We start from the raw sequence: 21,936 nt of genomic DNA on the forward strand, positions 1-21,936 counted from the left end.
TGCCCCGACAAAAAACTGTCAGGGCATCAATCTCACCGGGCGACTACGCTGCGCCGAGACGCGATAAATGAGTTAAACTAGCTTATCGGGCGGCTGGCTCTACTGATAATTGCTCATCTAGCCAATGATCAAAAGGCGCTTTTGGCAATGCGCCAGTGAGCATGTCGACCATTTTACCGTTGCGGTACAGCATAATAGTAGGAATGCTGCGGATACGGAAACGGGTACTAAGCTCGGGTTCGGCTTCGGTGTTAACTTTGACGAAACGGACTTTTCCGGCGCGTTCTGCGGCAACATCTTCATAGATAGGCGCGAAGCTGCGGCAAGGCCCGCACCACGGAGCCCAGAAGTCGATGACCACCGGCAGGTCATCTTGCAGCAATTTATCCAGCGTTTCAGTGGTGGCGTTAATCACCTCGCCATCAAATAAAGAGTGGCCGCAGCGCCCACATTTAGCGCCGTCATCAATACGTTCTTCCGGTAGGCGGTTAGTCGCCATACAAGCTGTACATACCGTATTCATAAATTAGCCTTTATTTAGTGTCTCAATAGATAGAAGAGAAAACATCGCTGACTTGTTTCCTTGTTGTTATCTATTATGGAGATAAATGGGATAAGTGCCAAAAAGGTTTATTCGATGAATACGATAGTTGCTAGCTTTTAGCGCTTGCTTATGGCTAACCGGGCGGACATCAGGTAATCTTCGCGCCCTGCGCGTTGGTGGAGAAGACAATGAACGATTCATTTAGTGGCAAAAACGGCAAAGTTAAAGTGATGTACGTCCGCAGTGACGAAAGCAGCAGTGACGACCGTAACAACAATAACCGTAGTAAAAACCAGCGTCCGGCAAGCAAAGGTCGTCCAGGTGACAATGCAAGTCGGGGCAGTTCATCGCGTAATAATGATTCACGTCGTAATGATTCCGGCCGTAATGAACGCGTGAGTCCTAGCCGCCCGGCACGTTCTGAAGGCAATGGCCCTTACGATTCACCGTGGAAAACGGTATCCCGTGCGCCATCAGAAGAGCCAGAGTTTGATCATGGTGGCATCAGCGGTAAAAGTCATGTAGATCCGGCGCAATTGCGCCGTCAGCGGGCTGAAGAAACACGTGTTTATGGTGAGAATGCTTGTAAGGCATTGTTTGAAAGCCGCCCGGACGCTATCGTCCGCGCCTGGTTTGTGCAGTCAGTTACCCCTCGTTTTCGCGAAGCGCTGAAATGGATGGCGGCTAACCGCAAGGCTTATCATGTGGTTGAAGAAGAGGAGCTGGCGAAGGCTTCTGGCACTGAACACCATGGTGGCGTGTGCTTCCTTATCAAGAAACGTCAGGGTCTGGATGCAGAAACCTATCTGCAACAGCAGACTCAAGCTAAAGACTGTGTACTGGCGCTGGAAGATGTGGGTAACCCACATAACCTCGGCGGCATTATGCGGACCTGCGCGCATTTCGGTATTAACGGCGTGTTGTTGCAAGATCCGGCGATGCTGGAATCGGGTGCTGCAGTGCGTACCGCCGAAGGTGGTGCGGAGCATATCAAGGCTATCAATGCAGACGATTTCCTCTCGGTGTTGGATACCTTCCGTAAAGCCGGTTACACCATCGTGACCACATCGAGCCATAAAGGTGTCAGTCTGTCAAAAACTGAACTGCCTGCCAAAATGGTGCTGGTATTAGGTCAAGAGAGTGATGGCCTGACCGACAGTGCCTGGCAGCAGGGCGATATGAGTGTGTCTATCGGCGGAACTGGCCGGGTAGAAAGCCTGAATGTGTCAGTGGCAACAGGTATTTTGCTGTCGGAGTGGTGGCGTCAGAATAGCGTCCAATAATACCCTGGTCCTTGCAGCAGCAGGGTTGTTAGCGGCATTGCTTGCTGCCTACCTGCAACTCCAATGACTTTGGGTATATCACTAAGCTAGAAAAATAAAAAAGGGCGCTGATGATAAGTCAGTGCCCTTTTTGTTGCTCAGCGTTAGCCGCTAGTGCGCACCGCCGCCGCCGCCGGAGGTAAAGGGTGGCTTGGCAAACCACACCAGCGCCAGCAGCAGCAGGAATACTCCCGCCGAGAGCCAGAAGATCTCATTGGCAGAGATAATCAGCCCCTGATTGGTAATTTCCCGTGCCAGATAAGCCGAGGCTTGTTGCTGATTCATCCCCAGTTTTTCTAACTCCTGATACATCAATGTCGCATTCGGGTTGAACGGGTTAACAAACTCGGTCAGTTGCGAATGGTGCATCGATTCTCTTTGCGTCCAGAGCGTTGTGGTGATGGAGGTACCAATCGATCCCGCCAAGGTTCGCAGGAAGTTAGACAAACTGGATGCTGCGGCCATGCGCTCTGGCGGCAAGCCAGATAACGTAATGGCGGTCAGTGGCATAAAGAAGCAGGCAATAGCAAAGCCTTGCACAAATTGCGGCCACGCCGATGCACCAAAATCCATTCCCGGTTCGAATGTGTAAGCCCGCCAGTAGAAACATACCGCATACATAATGAAGCTGAAGGTGACTAACTGTCGCATATCAATTCGATGAGAGAAGCGACCAATGATCGGTGATAACAGCACCGGCAATATGCCTACCGGCGCAGATGCCAAGCCAGCCCAGGTGGCGGTGTAGCCATATACCTCCTGTAGTAGTTGTGGCAGCAAGACAATCGCGCCAAAGTACAACATATAGGCCAGGCTGATGCACAAGCAACCAATGGTAAAGTTTCTCGATTTGAATAACGAGAGATCAATCACCGGGTGGTCGTCGGTTAGTTCCCAGACTATCAAGAAGGTAATGGCAATCACGGCAATGACCGTCAGGACGATAATCTCGGTCGAGTTAAACCAATCCAGCTCCTTACCTTGGTCAAGCATGATTTGTAACGCGCCGATCCCAACCACCAATAGCACCAGCCCCACCGTATCAATGGGTTTGATTTCAGTTTTGGTCTCACGTCCTTTTAAGGTACTGCCTGCGACCAGAATAACCACCAGCCCGATAGGGATGTTGATAAAGAAGATCCAGCCCCAGTGATAGTTATCGCTGATATAACCGCCGAGGATCGGCCCAAATATCGGGGCCACGACAATTGTCATCGACCACAATGCCAGGGCCATACTTCGCTTCGCTGGCGGATAGTTATTTAGTAACAGGCTTTGCGATAGCGGAATCAATGGCCCTGCGACCAACCCCTGAATCACCCGGAAGAAGATAAGCATCCCCAGGCTGTTGGAAATACCACACAACCATGAAGCCAGAGCAAATAGCCCGGTTGCCCACAGGAACAGGCGCACTTCACCAATGCGCTTGGCCAGCCAGCCGGTGATGGGGATCGAAATAGCATTTGCCACCCCGAACGAAGTAATAACCCAAGTGCCTTGCGAGTTGGATGAGCCTAAATCACCGGCAATAGTAGGAATAGCCACGTTTGCAATGGTGGAGTCCAACACCTGCATGAAGGTTGCTAATGATAGCGCGACCGTCATCCAGGCGAGTTGGGCACCCTCAAGCGGTTTTTGTGCCACAGAGGCCTCCGGCGCGCTTAACTTGCATTTGCATCAACATTAACCCGCATTCGCATGAACAATGTCGCTAATCATTTGATTAACCGGTGCTAAATCCAGTGACAGCGCGTTAGTTACAAATGCAGGTTCTTTACGCACATTTTGTGCCAGCACTTGGCCATCGGTGTTGGCGGTATCCACTCTAACCGTGGTAGACAGGCCAATACGCAGCGGATGTTCAGCCAGTTGTTTGTTATCCAGTTCGATACGGACTGGCAGGCGCTGAACCACTTTAATCCAGTTACCGGTGGCATTTTGCGCCGGTAACAGTGAGAAGGCGCTGCCGGTCCCCATGTCCAGACCAACCACTTTCCCCTGATAAACCACGTCATCACCATAGAAATCAGTTATGACTGTGGCGCTTTGGCCAATGCGCATATTTGCTAACTGTGTCTCTTTAAAGTTAGCGTCAACCCACATCTGGTTTGCCGGGATAACTGCCATTAATGGCGCGCCATTGGCAATTTCAGCACCCACTTGCACACTGCGGCGTGAAACAAAACCGTCTACCGGGCTGACAACTTTGGTCCGTTGCAAGGAGAGCCAGGCATCACGTAACTTGGCCGCAGCCTGCTCGACAGCCGGTTGTTTTTCCAATGGGGTATTTAAAACCAATGCCTGATTGGCATTGTATTGTGCAATCGCAACATCCAGCGAAGCCTGTGCGGCATCGACGGCATCACGGGCGTGTTGCAGCTCTTCACGGCCAATAACATTAGCCGAACCGAGCACCACACGGCGTTGTAGGTCATTTTGTGATTTACTCAGTTCAGTTTTTTTCAGAGCAATATTCGCCTGATACTGCTTACTGTTAATCATGAGCTGGTGGGTTTGACGCACACTGTTAGCCAATGCGGTTTTTGCCTGCTCAAACGCCTGTTCGGCATCAGTTGGGTCAAGAGCCAGCAGTACATCGCCACTTTTAACAAAATCGGTATTTTCGAAATTGACACTGACCACGCTGCCGGGAACCTGCGACATGATCTGTATCTGGTTGCCTGAAATATAAGCATTATCAGTCTCTTGATGATGACGTAACACCAAGAACCAATAAATAAAATAGGCCACGCCAAGGATGATAAAAATAACCGTCAGGAGAAGAAGTATGCGTTTACGTTGCTTCTTCTTGTTCTGCGGTTGTTGCGGGATTTGAGCTTCCGCGCTTGTACTCATGGTCTTCCCCACATTTTATATTGTTTTATTTTGTGAACCCTCATTGACCGGGGCCTGATAACCACCACCCAATGAACGGATCAAACTAATCCTGGCCTGCAATAAATGGTTGCTGGCGCTAAGTTCCGATTGTTGCTGTTGTAGATATTGTGATTCGGTTACCAACAGCTCATCACTGCCGATAATCCCAGTGTTATAACGGGCATTGGGCTGCAATATCCGGGTGTTAGCCGAGTAAATCAGTCGTCAGTTCAGCCCTTAAAAAATGGCGAACAAAGGCGTGAGTCTCCAGCTATGTGGGGATCGCATAGTTATTTACCTGGATCAAGTAATGCGCCTGGGTAGATATATTGGAATTACTGCTCCGGTACTTCCATTTGATCTAAACGAGACAGTAACTTGCGCGTCAGCGTTTCAAGCTGTTGCTGTTCGTCAGCGTCCAGGGTTGACCAAAGAAAATGCAGACATTTATGTTGTGGGGGCAGCAGCTGATTCAAAAACTCAACGCCTGCCTCGGTCAGATGCAAATGCAAACAACGGCGGTCATTGTGGCTTTCGCGGCGCTCAATCCAACCTTTCTTTTCCAGTTCGTCAGCAATGCGGGTCGCATTGGTGCGCGAAGAACCCAGTGCCGCACTCAGTTCAGACGGTTGGATACTGCGACTTTCCTGCGCATCCAGTGTAATTAATGCCATAAATAAGGTTTCGTTAATTCCTTGTGCTTTCAGCATTTTGTTGCGATTTTCTAGCAACTTACTGTGCATATGCATACACAAGCGTGTCAGTAGAATCTCCTGATAAGGGAAATCTTTCTGGCGTTTGGCACGAAAATTAAGCATCTGTTCTATAGGACTAAACGAACTTTCCATTATAATGAGCCTCATTAATTTCAAATGGTACAGTAACGATAGTGACTAATAATGTAAACGGTATAATTCGAGAAAAATTTAGCAATTCGTGTTATTCAGTCACTGTTTGTAAGTAATTAGTATCAGTAATTGTAAGGGTATTGTGTTTTAGCTCACAATTCAGGCAATCTCTTACCCCAAAATCATGAGCAATTTGAATGTCAGTCCATAGCTGATCGCGCCAAATAACGTGGCGAAGATAATACTGTTGGTTTTATAAAAGCAGCCGCAGATAACCAGAAAGCCAATCAGTGTCGGCATGAGTTTCTGCGGGTTATGCATAATTTCTGGTGTACTGGAAACCACCAATAACGCACAGATAGAAGCAATCCCAATGCTGTCCAACAGCAGTGAAACGCGGCCTCGTTGCAGACCCGCTGGTTTACGTGCTGGTCCCAGGCGCAGTGGCAAATAACGAAACAGGTAATTTACCGTCCCCACCACTAACCCAATAATCAGGACATCTGAATTCATGGTGTCGGCTCCTGCTCGTTATTTTCACTGTGTTCGGTCACCACTTCTGGTGTGGGTTGCAGCAGGGCGGCCAGGCACCCTGCGCCAATTCCGGCCAAAATCGCCACCGGAATAGAGAACAACACGGCGCCGAGCAATGCGCCACTCAGCGAGGCGATAACGGTTAGGCTATATTGGCGTTTAAATGAGGCCAGCAGAAAGCTCAAGAACAACGCCGGTAACATAAAGGAGAGGGAGGCCTCAATAGCGGGATAATTCTCCAACGGGCCATTGCCAAACATGGCACCGATTGCGGTACCTGCCACCCAAGATAGCCAAGAGGTAAACGCGATACCGAGCATCCAGTTTTCGCTCCAGCGCCGCTGATCTTTCATTAACTTGGTGGTGGCAGCAGCAAACACTTCATCGGTCAAACCAAATGCCCACAGCGCGGTTTTTTTAGCGGATAATTTGGTCAGAATACGGTGTTTGAGTGCCGGTCCATACAAGATATGACGGATATCCATTGCCATCACGGTTAAGGCGGAAACCCATAATGACATCCCGGCGCTGAGCAGGGCGGTAATAACGAATTGGCTGGCACCGGCATAAATGATGCAAGAGAAGAAAATACCTTCCAGCGGGGTAAAACCCAGTTTTACCGAACTCAGACCAAAGGCGAAGGCGACGGGTAAATAGCCGATAACGATAGGCAGGCTATCGGTAATGCCCTCCGTAAAGGTGGCGGTTGACCGGGTAGCTGGCGGAGAGTCGGTGATTTGGCTTGGCATAAGATCTTTGGGTTACAGGGCAAAATAACAAGTTAGGTAACATTACCAGAGTGGTAATTTTCTTAACACCCTATAACCCAAATTTATATCTGTATTGATTATTAGTTAGCTAACTAACTGAGATCACTCAACGGGTTGATTAGCGGGAGGATCAAAGCGTTTACCGGCCAGCCACGTCGTAATATTTAGTATGCATAGCACCAAACCGGCCATTGCCACACCATACCAGCCCGCATGTTGGTATGCTGCTGCTGAAATCAGCGAACCTAACGCCCCACCGATAAAGTAAGTGGTCATATAACCGGCGGTTAAGCGATTTCTGGCTTCCGGCATCATGCGATATATCACGCTCTGATTGGTGACATGCACCCCCTGAACTGCCAGATCCAACACCACAATGCCGATAATCAGCGCGATGATGGAATGCTGCCCCAGGGCGATAGGTATCCATGACAACAGCAGTAATCCCAAACCAACACTGGTGGTGATGCGGGCTTTACCTTTATCCGCCAATTGGCCAGCTTTGGTCGCCATCAACGCGCCAGCAGCACCGACCAGGCCAAATAGCCCGATAGTAGCTTCTGAATAGCCGAAGGGGGGAGAAGCCAGTAAGAAGGCCATCGACGTCCACAATACACTAAAGTTGGCAAACGAGAGCGCGCCGAGCAAGGCACGGGTACGCAGCACTGGTGTGCGAATAAACAGCGAGAATATCGATCCAAGCAGTTGGCCGTAATTTAAACCAGTATGTTGTTTATAGCGCGGCAGGTAGCGCCACAATACCAATGCCATGACGAACATCAGCGCGCTGGCGACCCAATAAATGGTGCGCCAACCGCCAATGGAGGCCAGTGCTCCCGCCACGGTTCGTGCCAGCAAAATCCCCAGCAGCAGGCCACTCATAATAATACCGACCACCTTGCCGCGTTTTTCCGGCGCAGCCAGAGTGGCCGCCAGCGGCACCAGTAATTGTGCCACCACTGAGAACAAACCAGTGAGCGCGGTGCCAACAATCATCATAGTGAGGTTTTGTGACATCGCGGTAATCAGCATGCCGCCAGCGGCCAGCAAGGTCATGCCCACAATCAGCCCACGGCGTTCAAACATATCCCCTAGCGGCACCAGGAACATTAATCCCACGGCATAGCCCAACTGGGCCGCAGTAACGATAAACCCAGCCTGATTGACCGAGAGATTAAAGGTTTGTGCGATGGTTTCCAGCAGTGGCTGGGCATAGTAGTTGCTGGCAACAGCCAGTCCGGTTGCGACCGACATCAACACGATCAATGCCGGACTTAACCCGGAGTTTTCAGCTTTTTGTGTCATAAGGAATTATTCTGAATTGATAAGAGCGACAGTATTAGATAATTAGGAATGATAAACCAAGGGATAAATTTTATCTCAGTTCAGTTCAGATCGGGTTTTAGTTGATATTCGATCGGTGATCACTTTGCTTCAACCAAGCAGGCTAATCGAACCGTGGCCGACGGGCTCCCGAATGACAGATTTAGCACTCAGCATGAAAATTATCTTATTACTGCGGTGGGCTTGTGTGCTATTTTCCGCAAAAATGCTTATGCTGAAACGATAGTTTCATTGGCCGGAGAAGGGTATGAAACAGATTGATGAACGTTTGCGGGCACATTATGCGCAATTGACCCCGCAGGAGCAGCGCGTTACTGATTTTATTTTTGATCATTTTGACGACCTGATTAGCTATAACAGTGCTGAATTGGCGCGCTTGAGTGGGGTGTCTAAAGCCACGGTTAGCCGGCTGTTTAAGCGCCTGGGGTACGCCAGTTACCGGGAAATGCGTGAAGAAGTACGCACCTTGCGTCAAAGCGGTATGCCATTGACCGATAGCCGTGATGCGGTACAAGGGAACACCTTGCTGGCGCGCCACTATAAGCAAGAAATGGCGAATTTAACGCATTGGGTGAGTCAGTTGGATAGCCGTCAGTTAGCCGAGGTTATCGATGCGATGATACGTGCGCCGCGTATCTTATTGTTGGGGCTACGAAACAGTTACCCGGTTGCTCTGCATTTACGTCAACAGTTGTTGCAGGTGCGCCAGCACGTGCAGTTGGTGCCGCAAGCGGGGCAGACGCTGGCAGAGGAGTTGGTGGATGTCACGCCGCGTGATTTAGTTATGGTGGTGGCATTTCGCCGCCGGCCAAAAGTTATCCGCGAGATCCTACTACAAATGCAGGTACAAGGCGTGCCGACGCTGCTGATTTGTGAGCCGCAGGCTCAATCAATATTGCCGTTAGCACGTTGGCGGTTGACTACGCCGCTCGACAGCGTATCGGCTTTTGATAGCTACTCTTCGGCCATGAGTCTGGCAAATTTACTGAGTAATGCTTTGTTGCATGAAATGCTCGCACAGGGTCGTCAGCGAATTCATCAAATCGCTGATTTATATGATGCTTTAGGAGAGTTAGAGCAACGGTAGTTTGTTCGCCCGATAGGTCAAAAGGCTATTGTTTAGTTTAGTGTCCGAAGGGGTTAACCCTCTTCTGGCTGTTGCGGCAGCTTATGTCACTTTCACCTCCCGGCGGCGCGCTAACGCCTTCTTTTTATCAATTAATGCACTTTTGTGGTGCGTTTTGATTGTTGATTTGCACCTTGATTGTGAGTCCTTCCCTTCGATTTATTCCTTGTGATTCGTGTAGTGAGCCTAAATATGGGCCTCTCGTCATAGGTTATCATTGGCACAGTAGTTGCAACGATGGTTTCAGTGTTTGCTTTTAAAGAATCCATCGTTTCATTACTGAGTTAGCGGAGATATGCTATGAACATGAAAAAGCGGATGTTGGCCTTGCTGGGTGCTGCACTGATATGGGTTCAGGCTCCTTCGGTGTTAGCCGATCAGTTAGAGCAAATTCAGCAGCGTGGTGTGTTGCGGGTCGCCGTTCCACAGGATTTCCCGCCATTTGGCTCGGTTGGTACGGATCTTCAGCCGCAGGGTTATGACATCGATATGGCGCATTATTTGGCCGATAAGATGAAACTAAAGTTGCAACTGGTGCCGGTGACCAGTGCCAACCGAGTGCCTTATCTGCAAACGGATAAAGTGGATTTAGTGATTTCCAGCTTGGGTAAAAATCCTGAACGGGAAAAAGCCATCGCATTTAGCCGTGCCTATGCGCCGTTTTTCTTGGGTGTATTTGGTGCTAAAGACGATGCACTGAAGCAACCAGAACAATTGGCAGGTAAAACGGTGGGGGTAACCCGTGGTGCAGTGGAAGATATGGTGCTGAGTGAGTTAGCCCCTAAAGATGCTCAGATTAAACGCTATGAAGATAACAACACTACGCTGTCAGCCTACCTGTCTGGTCAGGTGAATTATCTGGCGACGGGCAATTTGGTGGTCAGTGCACTGGTTCGCCAGAATCCAACCCAGGCACCGGTGGCGAAGTTTATGCTGAAAGATTCACCGTGTTATATCGGTTTACGTCAGGGAGAACCGGCTCTGAAAGCCAAAGTGGATGCACTGATTGGGGAAGCATTGCAGGATAACACGCTAAATGGTTTGTCCGAGAAATGGTTGAAGGCGCCGTTACCGGCTGATTTGGGTGCATAACAGGAGCTGGCTATGACCTATCAGCTTAATTTCTCTGCTTTGTGGCCTTATCTGCCTGAACTATTGTCGGGCCTGTTGACCACCATTGAGCTGACGGCTATGGCCACCCTCGGCGGTATTGCGCTGGGGATAGCGGGAGCCGCAATTCGCTGTGGTGATAGGGTTATATTGCGCCGGATATGGGGCGGTTATGTAGAAATTGTGCGTAATACCCCATTCGTGGTGCAACTGTTTTTTATTGTGTTTGGTTTACCGGCACTTGGCTTGAAACTTAGCGCCGGTCAGGCAGCCTTACTGGCGATGACTATCAATCTGGGCGCTTATAGCACGGAGATTATTCGTGCCGGCATTCAAGCCAGCGCTAAAGGCCAGTGGGAGGCGGGGCGGGTATTAGGGTTACGCCGTAGTCAGACTTTTTTCCGCGTGATCCTACCGCCGTCGTTACAGCGCATTTATCCGGCGCTGGTAAGCCAGTGCATTATTGTGATGCTCGGTTCTGCGGTGGTATCGCAGGTGTCATTTGAAGAGCTGACATTTGCCGCCAACCTGATTCAGTCGCGCACCTTCCTCAGTTTTGAGGTCTATCTGGTGACCACCTTGCTCTATTTGTTGTTAGCCATCGCAATGCGCCAATTACTGCTGGCGGTTGGCCGTCGATTCTTTGGGAGCCATAACTCATGATGTTTACTGACTGGGATATCATCCGTAACTTGTTATTGGCCGCCCGCTGGACGCTGTTACTGTCACTAACGGCCTTTTTCGGCGGCACATTAGTGACATTACCATTGATGTTGATGCGCTTGAGTCGTTGGTGTTGGGCTGCTCGTTTTGTCCGTTTATATACCGAATTGTTTCAGGGCACGCCGTTGCTGATGCAACTGTTTCTGGCCTTCTTCGGCTTAGCGCTGTTGGGTATTGATGTTAGCCCGTGGGCGGCTGCGGCGATGGCTTTGACACTGTTTACCAGTGCCTTTCTGGTGGATATCTGGTGTGGCAGTATTGCCGCGTTGCCGAAAGGCCAGTGGGAGGCTTCCCGCTGTCTGGGCCTGAGTTTCAGCCAGACGTTATTGCGGGTGATTGTGCCGCAGGCGATGCGTATCGCAATTGCACCGACCGTGGGTTTCTCGGTGCAGGTTATCAAGGGCACAGCACTGGCATCGATCATTGGTTTTGTCGAATTAACCAAAGCGGGCACCATGCTCAATAATGTCACTTATCAGCCGTTTAAAGTTTTTGGCTTAGTGGCGCTGGGCTATTTCCTGATGTGTTATCCGTTGTCGCGTTACAGCCATTATCTGGAGAGGAAATTCCATGCCGCTGATCACCATTAATCAGGTTCAAAAATACTATGGCCAGAACCATGTACTTAAAGGCGTAGATCTGGATATCGAGATGGGCGAAGTGATCTCGATAATTGGCCGCAGTGGTTCAGGTAAAAGTACCTTATTGCGTTGTATCAACGGGCTGGAGGGATATCAGGACGGCAGTATCAAGTTGGGCGGTATGACGGTAACGGATCGTGATTCGCAGGCGCGGGAGATTAGCCGCTCGGTAGGCATGGTGTTCCAGAATTTTAATCTGTTCCCACATATGACAGCATTGGAGAATGTGATGCTGGCACCGCGTCGGGTACTGAAAAAGAGCACGACCGCGTGCCGTGAACTGGCGGCGTTGATGCTGGAAAACGTTGGGCTGGCAGACCGGCTCGATTATTACCCGGCTAATCTTTCCGGTGGGCAGCAGCAGCGTGTGGCGATTGCCCGTGCGCTGGCGATGCAGCCGAAGGTATTGCTGTGCGATGAGATCACCTCGGCTTTGGATCCTGAGTTAGTGGGGGAAGTGTTGAAAGTCCTCGAACAGTTGGCGGCAGAAGGTATGACACTGATTCTGGTGACCCATGAGATGAATTTTGCCCGTGAAGTGGGTGACCGGGTGGTGTTTATGCATCAAGGGCGGGTGTGGGAGCAGGGCGAAAGTCGCGCCTTATTTGCTAATCCACAAACTACTGAATTAAAACAGTTTATATCATCGGTCCGTGGTTTGTAGGCCACATTTCACTGAATTATTTAAGGATGGAGATTTTCTATGTCGGCAATAAACCCTAACCCGCTGTTTTGTCAGATTAACCCACCGGCACGGTTGCTGATGGGGCCGGGGCCGATCAATGCCGATCCCCGGGTATTGCGGGCAATGGCCAGTCAGTTGATCGGGCAATACGATCCGGCGATGACAGAGTATATGAATCAGGTGATGGCGCTATATCGTGGGGTTTTCCGCACTGAGAATCAGTGGACGATGTTGATCGATGGCACCTCTCGTGCGGGTATTGAAGCGGTTTTGCTGTCGGCCATCCGCCCTGGCGATAAAGTTCTGGTGCCGGTTTTTGGCCGTTTTGGTCACTTATTGTGTGAAATTGCCCGCCGTTGCCGGGCCGAAGTCCACACTATCGAAGTGGCGTGGGGCGAGGTATTCAGCCCAGAAATGATTGAAGATGCTATCAAGAAAGTGCACCCACGGCTGCTATTGACGGTGCAGGGCGATACCTCAACCACCATGTTGCAGCCGCTGGCTGAGTTGGGCGAGATCTGTCGCCGCCATCAAGTGTTGTTTTATACCGATGCGACTGCATCGCTGGGGGGGAACCTATTGGAAACTGACGCCTGGGGGTTGGACGCGGTATCTGCCGGGTTGCAAAAGTGCCTTGGCGGGCCATCAGGCAGTGCTCCGGTAACCCTCAGCCCACAATTCGCTGAGCAAATTCGGCGGCGCAAATGTATTGAGCAGGGGATCCGTACTCAGGATCATGCTGATGGCGACGAAGAGATGATCTATTCCAATTACTTTGATTTGGGCATGATCATGGATTATTGGGGGCCGGAGCGCCTGAATCATCATACCGAAGCCACCAGTATGTTGTTTGCGGCACGGGAATGCGCACGAGTAATACTGGAAGAGGGATTGGATAACGGTATTGCCCGTCATGCTTTGCATGGTGCAGCGTTGTTGGCGGGCATTCAGGGAATGGGGCTGGCGGTGTTCGGTGATATGAAGCACCGCATGAACAATGTGTTGGGGGTGGTTATTCCGACCGGTGTTCCTGGTGAGCAAGTGCGGCAACTGATGCTAAATGATTTTGGTATCGAGATTGGTACCTCATTCGGGCCGTTAAATGGCAAAATTTGGCGCATCGGCACTATGGGATATAACGCGCGTAAAGATTGTGTGATGCAAACGCTGGTGGCATTGGAGGCGGTATTAAACCGTTTAGGTTTTGCCACGGTTCAGGGCAACGGATTGCAAAGCGCGTGGAATGTCTATCAGGCTGAGAGTGATAAACCGGTTATTGATCCACTAAACGGAGCGAACTGATGGCTGTTACCCTGCCGGATGCCGAGGCAGAGCAGGCTGCATTACGGGTCTTGGCCCGTTGTGATGTGCTGGCGGCAATCAGTGAATCAGCGGATGCGCTGACGCGGGTGTACCTGTCTCCTGAACATTTGCGGGCAAATCAGCAAGTGGGTGAATGGATGCAGGCGGTCGGGATGCGCGTCTGGCAGGATGCAGTTGGTAATATTTGCGGCCGTTATGAAGGGCTGCAACCTGATGCGCCGGCCCTATTGTTAGGCTCTCATCTTGATACGGTGCGCAATGCCGGCCGTTACGATGGCATGTTAGGTGTATTAAGTGCGCTAGAAGTGGTGGGGTATTTGTATCGTCAGCAGCAGCGGCTGCCGGTGGCCATTGAGGTGATTGGTTTTGCCGATGAAGAGGGTACGCGCTTTGGTATTACCCTGCTGGGTAGTAAAGGTATCACTGGGTGCTGGCCGGCCGATTGGTTGAGTAAAACCGATGCTGAGGGTGTCAGTGTGGCGCAGGCCATGGAGAACCTTGATTTTGACCCCGCGGCTATTGTCAGTGCGCGACGTGAGGTGAGTGATTTTTGTGCTTATCTGGAGCTGCACATTGAACAGGGGCCGTGTTTAGAAAAGGCCGATTTGGCATTGGGCGTGGTGACGGCAATCAATGGCGCGCGCCGTCTGAATTGCCGATTTATTGGCTTAGCGGGCCATGCTGGTACGGTGCCGATGGGGCAGCGGCAAGATGCATTGGCCGGTGCGGCGCAATGGATTGGTGTCGTTGAACAGTTGACTGCTTGCTATGGTGAACATTTAGTGGCGACAGTTGGAACACTCAGTTGTTCGCCAGGTGCTGTGAATGTGATTGCCGCAGAGGTGGTTCTGACGCTGGATATTCGTGGCCCGCAAGACTGTCACGTGGACCAGTTACTGGCCAGTTTGTTGGCGCAGGCGCAAGTGATAGCAGCACAGCGCGGCCTGACTTTTTCATCAGAAGAGTTTTACCGTATCAGTGCTACCGAATGTGATATGGCTTTGCGCCAGCGAATCAACGCCAGTATTGATCGGGTACAGGGGCGCTCATTATTGCTGCCTAGTGGTGCGGGGCATGATGCCATTGCTGTTGCTGAGTGCTGGCCGGTAGGGATGTTGTTTGTGCGCTGCAAAGGAGGGGTAAGCCATCATCCTGATGAATCCGTCACTCATAGTGATATTGCACTAGCCATTCAGGCTTATCTGGAAACGGTGCTATCCTGGCAACGGGTTTAATACACTGGGGGAGCACTTTTGCGGTACGGCTCCCCCTGGTTTTACCTTTACAACAATAAAAAATCATCAACATCGCGCCATGCCGGAAAGGCTTCGCGATAGCTCTGCAATGTTTCTAAAGACAACTCAGCATCCAGTTGCACAGCCAGTCCCGGTTCTGCTTGCGCCAACACCTCGCCTTGAGCATCCAGAATCACACTGTCGCCCTGATAGTGATGGCCGTTATCATCATCGCCGACCCGATTACATCCGGCGACGTAAGCCTGATTTTCTATCGCGCGCGCTGTCAGTAAACTTTGCCAGTGTTTGGCGCGGGGAGCAGGCCAGTTCGCGACATAGAGTGCTAAATCATAATCTTGCAAATTGCGTGACCACACCGGAAAGCGCAGGTCATAGCAAACTTGCATCAAAATTCGCCAGCCACGCCATTCCACCACCTTGCGCTCTTTGCCCGCTTGATAGTGGTGGTGCTCACCGGCCATGCGGAATAAGTGGCGTTTGTCATAATGATGAACGCGCCCATTCGGTTCAACCAGCAGGAAGCGGTTCACCGCACCCTCGGTGGTTTTCAGCGCCACACTGCCGCCAATCAGGGCATCAGTAACTGTGGCCCAATGGCGTAACCAGTTGATGACCTCACCTTCTGATAATGCATTTTCAGCCGCATTCATGGCAAAACCGGTGGTAAACATCTCTGGCAACACAATCACATCACGCTGCCGGAGTGGCTCCAACAGCATGTCAAAATGGCGCAGATTTGCCTGTGCATCCAACCATACCAATGGCTGTTGCAACAGGGTCAGTTTTAAAGTTGACACAATCGCTCCGCAGCAGCATCCAGCGTGGCATCCTGTTTGGCGAAGCACAGCCGGATCAGTTTATGGGGGAACGGGCCTTCACAAAATACCGATAACGGTATCGCTGCCACGCCGACATGTTCGGTTAACCATTGGCAGAATTCAACATCATCAAGATCAGAAACCGCGCTGTAATCGGCCAACAGGAAATAGGTGCCTTCACTCGGCAGAATTTTCAGGCGGCTGGTGGACAGCGCATTGACGAAGCGATCACGACGGGCGCGATAAAAATCGGGCAGTTGCTGCCAGTGCTCTGGTTGGGCATTGAGCATATCCGCCAATGCGAGCTGAACCGGCGTGCAAACCGAAAAGGTCAGATATTGATGAATTTTACGCACTTCGGCACTGATAGCGGCGGGGGCGATGCAATACCCCACTTTCCAACCGGTCATATGGAAGGTTTTGCCGAAAGAGGACACTGCAATGGCGCGTTGGCGCAGGTGCGGATGAGCCAGCACACTAGCATGGCCTGCGGCGCTAAAGCAGATGTGTTCGTACACCTCATCGCTCAGCACATAGATATTACGTTCAGCAATCACTTGCCACAGTTGTTCAAAGTCTTCCGCCCGCCAAACAGTCGCTGAAGGGTTATGCGGCGTATTGACGATAACCAGACGAGTACGTTCAGAAACCAGATCAGCAAATTCAGACCAGTCGGTGGCGAATGTCGGGGGTTTTAGTGCTATGCGCTTGAGTATGCCGCCCGCCAGTTTAACTACCGGTGCATAGCTGTCGTAACTGGGATCAAAGCAGATAACTTCGTCGCCTGGGCGCACCAGGGCGGTAATGGCGGCAAACAGGGCTTCGCTGGCACCGGTAGTGATGGTGATTTCGCTGTCGGCATCGGGCTGCCAGCCGTAGATTTTAGCCGTTTTCTCCGCAATTGCATTGCGCAGCGGTGCCACGCCGGTCATTGGGGCATATTGGTTTGCACCTTGACTGACATGATAGGCCAATTGCTGTTTCAAATAGTCTGGACCATCAAAATCGGGGAACCCTTGCGATAAGTTAATCGCTTGGTGTTTTTGCGCCAATGCACTCATTTGCGTAAAGATTGTGGTGCCTTGTGCCGGCAATTTACTGTCTGGAATAAAGGATAAAGTGCTCATGGCAGATGAATACTCCTGGCGCTGTATGTTGCCGTCAATATAACACGATGTTAAGATTTGGCAATCAAGACGCTTAGATGTTTAAACGGCTAAATGCCGTAATTTGCTAAGCATAGATAAAAATGTACTAAGGCTGATCGTTGGGCAAATTGCGGTTGCTAAATGTGATGACCCACCTACACCACAACAGGGATATGCAATGACAGAAAATGTACAACTTGGCGCGCTGTTAGCCGCCTGCCACTGGATCGGGGAGAAGGGCTGGTGCCCAGCGACCGGTGGTAATATGTCCCTGCGGCTGGACTCGACTCATTGTCTGGTTACCGAATCAGGTAAAGATAAAGGCAGCCTCACCGCTGATGATTTTCTACTGGTAGAAACCGCCAACAACCATGTTCCAAGTGGGCGCACACCCTCGGCAGAGACCGGGCTACATACCTTGCTTTATCGTCTGTATCCAGAGATCAATGCGGTGTTACATACTCACTCGGTGAATGCCACCGTGCTATCTCGGGTTGAGCGTAGCCATGAATTAGTATTGCAAGGTTATGAAATGCAGAAATCACTGTCGGGTCAGCGTAGCCATTTGGATGCGGTTGCCATCCCTATTTTTGATAATGATCAGGATATTCCGGCGCTAGCCCAACGGGTTGCCACACTGGCAGATAATAACCCGTTACACTACGGATTCTTGGTGCGCGGTCATGGCCTGTATTGCTGGGGAAATAGCGTGGTGGAAGCCCGTCGTCATCTGGAAGGGCTGGAATTCTTGTTCCAGTGTGAACTGCAGCGCCGCTGGTTTGATCTCAATCCTAACGTGGGGGCTAAATGATCCAGGCTATTGTTACCGATATTGAAGGCACCACTAGTGACATCCGCTTTGTCCATCAGGTGCTGTTCCCCTATGCCCGCGAGCGACTGACGCCCTATTTGCGTGCACATCAGCAGGATGAAGAGATTGCCGTAGCGCTAACCAGTCTGCGCCATGAGCTTGCACAGCCGGGTGCTGATATTGAAACATTGATTACCGCGTTACATGGTTTTATGGATGAAGACCGTAAATCCACGGCGTTGAAAGCGATTCAAGGCATTATCTGGCGCACCGGTTATCTGCAAGGGGACTTTCGTGGTCATCTTTACCCAGAAGTGGCCCGGCAATTGGCCGACTGGCAGCAACAGGGTTTGGGGTTATATGTCTACTCTTCTGGCTCGGTTGCTGCGCAGAAACTGTTGTTTGGTTACAGCGATGCAGGGGATTTACGCCCGCTATTCAGTGGCTATTTTGATACCCATGTTGGGGGAAAACGTGAGGTGAGTTCTTATCAGAATATTGCTAGTCAATTAGCTATCGCCCCACAAGCACTGCTGTTTTTATCTGATATCCGCCAGGAGTTGGATGCCGCGCAACTGGCGGGTTGGCAAACTTGCCAACTGATTCGCGACTTACCTGATAACGAAAGCCGCCACCCACAGGTGAGCCGTTTTGATCAAATCGTTTTGGAGGATTTTACAGCATGAGCGGATTAACGATTTTTAGTGATGAGCAGCCGGAACAACCGCTGTGGCAAAGCCATAATGCTGAAGAGATCCAGCAGCAACTGACTGCTATTGGTGTGCGCTTTGAGCGCTGGCAGGCAGATCGTGAACTGGGTGAAAATCCACAGCCGGAGGCGGTGATTGCAGCTTATCAACATGAGATTGACCGGCTGGTGGCGGAGAAGGGTTATCAGAGTTGGGATGTGATTAGCATGCGGCCTGATAACGCTCAGCGGGAAGTGTTGCGTGAGAAGTTTTTATCAGAACATACCCACGGCGAAGATGAAGTGCGCTTTTTCGTTGCAGGGGCAGGGCTGTTCTGTTTGCATCTGAACGGTAAAATTTATCAAATACTTTGTGAAAAGAATGACTTACTTTCTGTCCCTGCCGATACTCGCCACTGGTTTGATATGGGGTCTGCACCGAATTTCACGGCTATTCGGGTATTTGATAATCCTGAGGGGTGGGTGGCACATTTTACTGGCGATAAGATAGCCGATGCTTATCCACGTTTGGATTGATCACCTTCGTACTTTAAGCCGCAGCTAACACCGCTGCGGCTTCAATTGCTTTGGGGATAAAATTACAAACATTGCTCATTCTTAGCTTGGAAGAAGCCTGCCGCCACTTGTTCTGGGCTAATGACGCCGCTGTCTAATACCCAACCACTGATCAATGCCGCCGGTGTGACATCAAATGCCGGGTTATACACAACGGCATCTTCTGGTGCCCAATGGCAACTGCCAAAGCTGCCTGAGACACCGGTCACTTCACTGGCGGCACGCTGCTCGATTGGGATCGCTGCACCATTCGGGCAGTTTGGATCGTGAGTGGTGTGCGGAGCGGCAACATAGAACGGAATATTGTGATAGTGGGCCAACACCGCCAAACTGTAAGTGCCTATTTTATTTGCCACATCGCCGTTGGCGGCAATGCGATCCGCGCCGACCCAGATAGCATCCACTTTGCCCTGAGCCATCAGGCTGGCAGCCATCGAATCACAAATCAATTCATATGGAATACCTAACTCACCTAACTCCCAGGCGGTTAAGCGGCCGCCTTGCAGCAAAGGACGGGTTTCATCAACCCACACCTGGTTAATCTTACCTTGTTGATGGGCTTTTAATAATACGCCGATAGCGGTACCAATGCCCGCGGTAGCGAGCCCACCGGTATTACAGTGGGTTAGCAAGTTACTACCCGGTTTAACCAGTGCCGCCCCATGCCGGGCAATGCACTCACACAATTCTCGGTCTTCATCTACCAGATGTAGCGCCTCGCGAGCCAGGCTATCGACCCAGTTGGCTTGTAGCAAAGCCTGCTGCATCCGTGCCAGATTATTCATCAAGTTGACTGCCGTCGGGCGGGATTCACGCAGCGCGATGAGTGCCTGCTCAAGTTGAGCTTGCGGCAAACCACGTTCTGCCAGCAAAGCCAATAATAAACTTGCTGACAGTCCAATAAGCGGCGCGCCACGCACTCGCAATGTCTGGATATGGCCAATCAGTAATTCTACCGTATCAGCTAATAGCCACTCCTGACGCTGTGGTAATGCTTGCTGATCGAGTATCCAGAGCTGGCTATCGATAATTCTTAAGCTGGTGGTTTGTAAATCGAGCCTGTTAAGCGTCTGCATTGTCAGTTAAATCCATGTTGCGTTATTGCATCTGGTTTCTTATTCTGCCAACATATCTTATGGATGTGTAGACGTCTATATGGTTTTACGCCTAAATACGGATTTTTTTGCTCTAACAGAGAATAATTTCACAGCTAAGCAAGTAGTTGGCGGTGAGTGAACCAGAATCGGGTAAAGAATAAAGAGGTCGAAGATGTCGCGCTACCATACATTTACTGCTGCGGATGCTGTTGAATATGCTCGCCAATTTGGTCAGGTTGCTGATCCACTGACCTTAGTGACGGCCGATGAAATCGGGGATGGCAATCTTAATCTGGTGTTTAAAATCCGTGATGCGGCTGGCGTCAGTCGGGTGATTGTCAAACAGGCACTGCCTTATGTGCGCTGTGTTGGGGAGTCTTGGCCGTTGACCTTGGATCGCGCCAGAATTGAAGCGCAAACCCTGTTAACACACAGTCAATTCTGCCCGCAACACACGGTCAATGTGTTGCATCACGATGCTGAATTGGCGGTAATGGTGCAAGAGGACTTATCTGATCACCATATCTGGCGCAGTGAATTGCTGGCAGGTAAACACTATCCGCAAGCGGCGGGACAACTGGCTGAATATTTGGCGCAAACCTTATTCCATACCTCAGATTTTTATCAGTCAGCACAAGCTAAAAAAGCGGCAGTGAGCTGCTATACCAATCCAGAGTTGTGCCAGATTACTGAGGATCTATTCTTTACTGACCCTTATATTGATCATGAACGTAATAATTTTGATCCGGCATTACTCCCTGATGTACTGGCTCTGCGCCAGGATAATGCTCTCAAGGTGGCGGTGGCCTCACTTAAACATCGCTTCTTGAGTAAGGCCGAAGCATTGCTGCACGGGGATATTCATAGCGGTTCTATCTTCGTTGCTGAGGGGCGTTTGAAAGCTATTGATGCCGAATTTGGTTTCTATGGCCCAATCGGCTTTGATGTGGGTACCGCACTAGGGAATTTGCTGCTCAATTACTGTGGACTACCCGGCCTGGCCGGCCCACGTGATGCCGCAGCCAGCCGCGAGCAACGGCTGAAAGATGTGCATATTATCTGGCAAACATTTTCCAGCCGTTTCGTGGCGTTAAGTCAGGAGAAAACGCAGGATTTGGCCTTAGCGACCGAAGGATATGTACCACAGTTCCTGCAACAGGTTTGGCAAGACGCGATAGGGTTTTGTGGTACTGAATTAATTCGGCGTACCATTGGCCTGGCACATGTTGCTGATCTGGATAGTATCGCTGATGAAGAGATGCGCCGGGAATGTCAGCGTCATGCGTTGAGTTTGGGGCGTAGCTTGATATTGGCTGCATCACACATTGATAACATTGATAATTTGATTGCTCGCATCAGGCAGAATGGATAGCAAAAATTATTCATGGTACCAGGTGATGGTCTGAACCAGAATATAGTGACCCCGTTAAGTAATGCGGGGTTTTTTATTATTTAAATTACTATATAAATTATAATTATAAATAGCATTGTTCATATTTAAGTGATTAACGGCTATTTAGGCTGTTTTAAAATACGATTAATGTTTTTTATTGTCATTATTAGTGTTCCATGTGGCTTATTATTTCTTACGATGTAATTGTAGTTGGTGTTATTTGGGTGGTTGGCTATTATTTTAATGTGTGTTTTCATTTGGTTAAGTTATTACTTTACTTCCTATTTAAATTATAATTACTT

General features: G+C 50.3%; 22 protein-coding genes and 1 pseudogene. 12 read left to right on the forward strand and 11 right to left on the reverse strand.

Translation table 11 applies throughout. From position 1 onward, the window contains the following. Positions 1–82: 82 nt before the first annotated feature. Positions 83–523 (reverse strand): thioredoxin TrxC, encoded by a 441-nt coding sequence (gene trxC / locus Q2T71_RS03465; protein ID WP_372558127.1) that lies wholly within the window; start codon positions 521–523, stop codon positions 83–85. A 209-nt stretch (positions 524–732) separates the two neighbouring features. Here trxC and Q2T71_RS03470 point away from each other — a divergent pair, with 209 nt between their 5' ends. After that, positions 733–1,827, forward strand: coding sequence for a tRNA/rRNA methyltransferase (locus tag Q2T71_RS03470; RefSeq protein WP_372558128.1), 1,095 nt, complete (start codon positions 733–735; stop codon positions 1,825–1,827). A gap of 150 nt (positions 1,828–1,977) precedes the next feature. Here the strand turns inward: Q2T71_RS03470 and emrB are convergent, their stop codons facing one another. The 7 genes and pseudogenes from emrB to Q2T71_RS03505 form a co-directional block, all read right to left on the reverse strand. After that, on the reverse strand, positions 1,978–3,510 hold the full coding sequence (gene emrB / locus Q2T71_RS03475) for a multidrug efflux MFS transporter permease subunit EmrB (RefSeq protein ID WP_083160195.1): 1,533 nt from the start codon (positions 3,508–3,510) through the stop codon (positions 1,978–1,980). Between the two features lie 39 nt (positions 3,511–3,549). Beyond that, positions 3,550–4,722, reverse strand: a complete 1,173-nt coding sequence (emrA, locus tag Q2T71_RS03480; protein WP_083160193.1) for a multidrug efflux MFS transporter periplasmic adaptor subunit EmrA — start codon at positions 4,720–4,722, stop codon at positions 3,550–3,552. A 15-nt stretch (positions 4,723–4,737) separates the two neighbouring features. Beyond that, a pseudogene (locus Q2T71_RS03485) lies at positions 4,738–4,929 on the reverse strand (transporter); the annotation flags it as partial. A gap of 149 nt (positions 4,930–5,078) precedes the next feature. Then, on the reverse strand, positions 5,079–5,591 hold the full coding sequence (gene mprA, locus Q2T71_RS03490; RefSeq protein ID WP_083160191.1) for a transcriptional repressor MprA: 513 nt from the start codon (positions 5,589–5,591) through the stop codon (positions 5,079–5,081). A gap of 171 nt (positions 5,592–5,762) precedes the next feature. Next, positions 5,763–6,104 carry an L-valine transporter subunit YgaH gene (ygaH, locus tag Q2T71_RS03495; protein WP_372558129.1) on the reverse strand — a complete coding sequence of 114 codons (342 nt, stop codon included), beginning with the start codon at positions 6,102–6,104 and terminating at the stop codon, positions 5,763–5,765. Further along, complete coding sequence (locus tag Q2T71_RS03500; protein WP_372558130.1) at positions 6,101–6,874, reverse strand: AzlC family ABC transporter permease; 774 nt, start codon at positions 6,872–6,874, stop codon at positions 6,101–6,103. The genes ygaH and Q2T71_RS03500 overlap by 4 nt, the downstream gene beginning before the upstream one ends. 123 nt (positions 6,875–6,997) lie before the next feature. Next, complete coding sequence (locus Q2T71_RS03505) at positions 6,998–8,200, reverse strand: MFS transporter (RefSeq protein ID WP_372558131.1); 1,203 nt, start codon at positions 8,198–8,200, stop codon at positions 6,998–7,000. A 286-nt stretch (positions 8,201–8,486) separates the two neighbouring features. Between Q2T71_RS03505 and Q2T71_RS03510 the strand changes: the two genes are divergently transcribed. The 7 genes from Q2T71_RS03510 (at position 8,487) to hpxK (ending at position 15,082) form a co-directional block, all read left to right on the forward strand. After that, complete coding sequence (locus Q2T71_RS03510; RefSeq protein WP_372558132.1) at positions 8,487–9,326, forward strand: MurR/RpiR family transcriptional regulator; 840 nt, start codon at positions 8,487–8,489, stop codon at positions 9,324–9,326. A gap of 339 nt (positions 9,327–9,665) precedes the next feature. Further along, positions 9,666–10,457 carry a transporter substrate-binding domain-containing protein gene (locus Q2T71_RS03515; protein WP_372558133.1) on the forward strand — a complete coding sequence of 264 codons (792 nt, stop codon included), beginning with the start codon at positions 9,666–9,668 and terminating at the stop codon, positions 10,455–10,457. A 12-nt stretch (positions 10,458–10,469) separates the two neighbouring features. Beyond that, positions 10,470–11,138 (forward strand): amino acid ABC transporter permease, encoded by a 669-nt coding sequence (locus Q2T71_RS03520; RefSeq protein ID WP_083160181.1) that lies wholly within the window; start codon positions 10,470–10,472, stop codon positions 11,136–11,138. Beyond that, complete coding sequence (locus Q2T71_RS03525) at positions 11,135–11,788, forward strand: amino acid ABC transporter permease (RefSeq protein WP_372558134.1); 654 nt, start codon at positions 11,135–11,137, stop codon at positions 11,786–11,788. Before Q2T71_RS03520 ends, Q2T71_RS03525 begins: the two co-directional genes overlap by 4 nt. Then, positions 11,769–12,503, forward strand: a complete 735-nt coding sequence (locus Q2T71_RS03530; protein ID WP_372558135.1) for an amino acid ABC transporter ATP-binding protein — start codon at positions 11,769–11,771, stop codon at positions 12,501–12,503. The genes Q2T71_RS03525 and Q2T71_RS03530 overlap by 20 nt, the downstream gene beginning before the upstream one ends. A 39-nt stretch (positions 12,504–12,542) precedes the next feature. Continuing rightward, positions 12,543–13,826: an alanine--glyoxylate aminotransferase family protein gene (locus Q2T71_RS03535; RefSeq protein WP_372558136.1), complete on the forward strand. Its 1,284-nt coding sequence runs from the start codon at positions 12,543–12,545 to the stop codon at positions 13,824–13,826. Then, on the forward strand, positions 13,826–15,082 hold the full coding sequence (gene hpxK, locus Q2T71_RS03540) for an allantoate amidohydrolase (RefSeq protein WP_372558137.1): 1,257 nt from the start codon (positions 13,826–13,828) through the stop codon (positions 15,080–15,082). Before Q2T71_RS03535 ends, hpxK begins: the two co-directional genes overlap by 1 nt. Before the next feature lie 47 nt (positions 15,083–15,129). Here hpxK and Q2T71_RS03545 read toward each other — a convergent pair whose 3' ends face one another. Beyond that, a complete protein-coding gene (locus Q2T71_RS03545; protein ID WP_372558138.1) occupies positions 15,130–15,900 on the reverse strand; it encodes an amidohydrolase in 771 nt (256 codons plus the stop codon). After that, positions 15,888–17,048 (reverse strand): pyridoxal phosphate-dependent aminotransferase, encoded by a 1,161-nt coding sequence (locus tag Q2T71_RS03550; protein ID WP_372558139.1) that lies wholly within the window; start codon positions 17,046–17,048, stop codon positions 15,888–15,890. Before Q2T71_RS03550 ends, Q2T71_RS03545 begins: the two co-directional genes overlap by 13 nt. A 199-nt stretch (positions 17,049–17,247) precedes the next feature. Between Q2T71_RS03550 and Q2T71_RS03555 the strand changes: the two genes are divergently transcribed. Genes Q2T71_RS03555 through Q2T71_RS03565 form a run of 3 tightly spaced genes read left to right on the forward strand, consistent with a single transcriptional unit; the run spans position 17,248 to position 19,105 of the window. Beyond that, positions 17,248–17,880 carry a methylthioribulose 1-phosphate dehydratase gene (locus Q2T71_RS03555; RefSeq protein ID WP_372558140.1) on the forward strand — a complete coding sequence of 211 codons (633 nt, stop codon included), beginning with the start codon at positions 17,248–17,250 and terminating at the stop codon, positions 17,878–17,880. Beyond that, a complete protein-coding gene (gene mtnC / locus Q2T71_RS03560) occupies positions 17,877–18,566 on the forward strand; it encodes an acireductone synthase (RefSeq protein ID WP_372558141.1) in 690 nt (229 codons plus the stop codon). The genes Q2T71_RS03555 and mtnC overlap by 4 nt, the downstream gene beginning before the upstream one ends. Beyond that, positions 18,563–19,105 carry an acireductone dioxygenase gene (locus Q2T71_RS03565; RefSeq protein WP_372558142.1) on the forward strand — a complete coding sequence of 181 codons (543 nt, stop codon included), beginning with the start codon at positions 18,563–18,565 and terminating at the stop codon, positions 19,103–19,105. The genes mtnC and Q2T71_RS03565 overlap by 4 nt, the downstream gene beginning before the upstream one ends. A 62-nt stretch (positions 19,106–19,167) precedes the next feature. Here Q2T71_RS03565 and mtnA read toward each other — a convergent pair whose 3' ends face one another. Beyond that, positions 19,168–20,220 (reverse strand): S-methyl-5-thioribose-1-phosphate isomerase, encoded by a 1,053-nt coding sequence (mtnA, locus tag Q2T71_RS03570; RefSeq protein WP_372558143.1) that lies wholly within the window; start codon positions 20,218–20,220, stop codon positions 19,168–19,170. A 193-nt stretch (positions 20,221–20,413) separates the two neighbouring features. Here mtnA and mtnK point away from each other — a divergent pair, with 193 nt between their 5' ends. Then, complete coding sequence (gene mtnK / locus Q2T71_RS03575; RefSeq protein WP_372558144.1) at positions 20,414–21,613, forward strand: S-methyl-5-thioribose kinase; 1,200 nt, start codon at positions 20,414–20,416, stop codon at positions 21,611–21,613. The last annotated feature ends 323 nt before the right edge of the window (positions 21,614–21,936 follow it).

This window comes from Yersinia sp. 1652 StPb PI, from assembly GCF_041538345.1.
GTDB classification, from domain to species: domain Bacteria; phylum Pseudomonadota; class Gammaproteobacteria; order Enterobacterales; family Enterobacteriaceae; genus Yersinia; species Yersinia enterocolitica_E.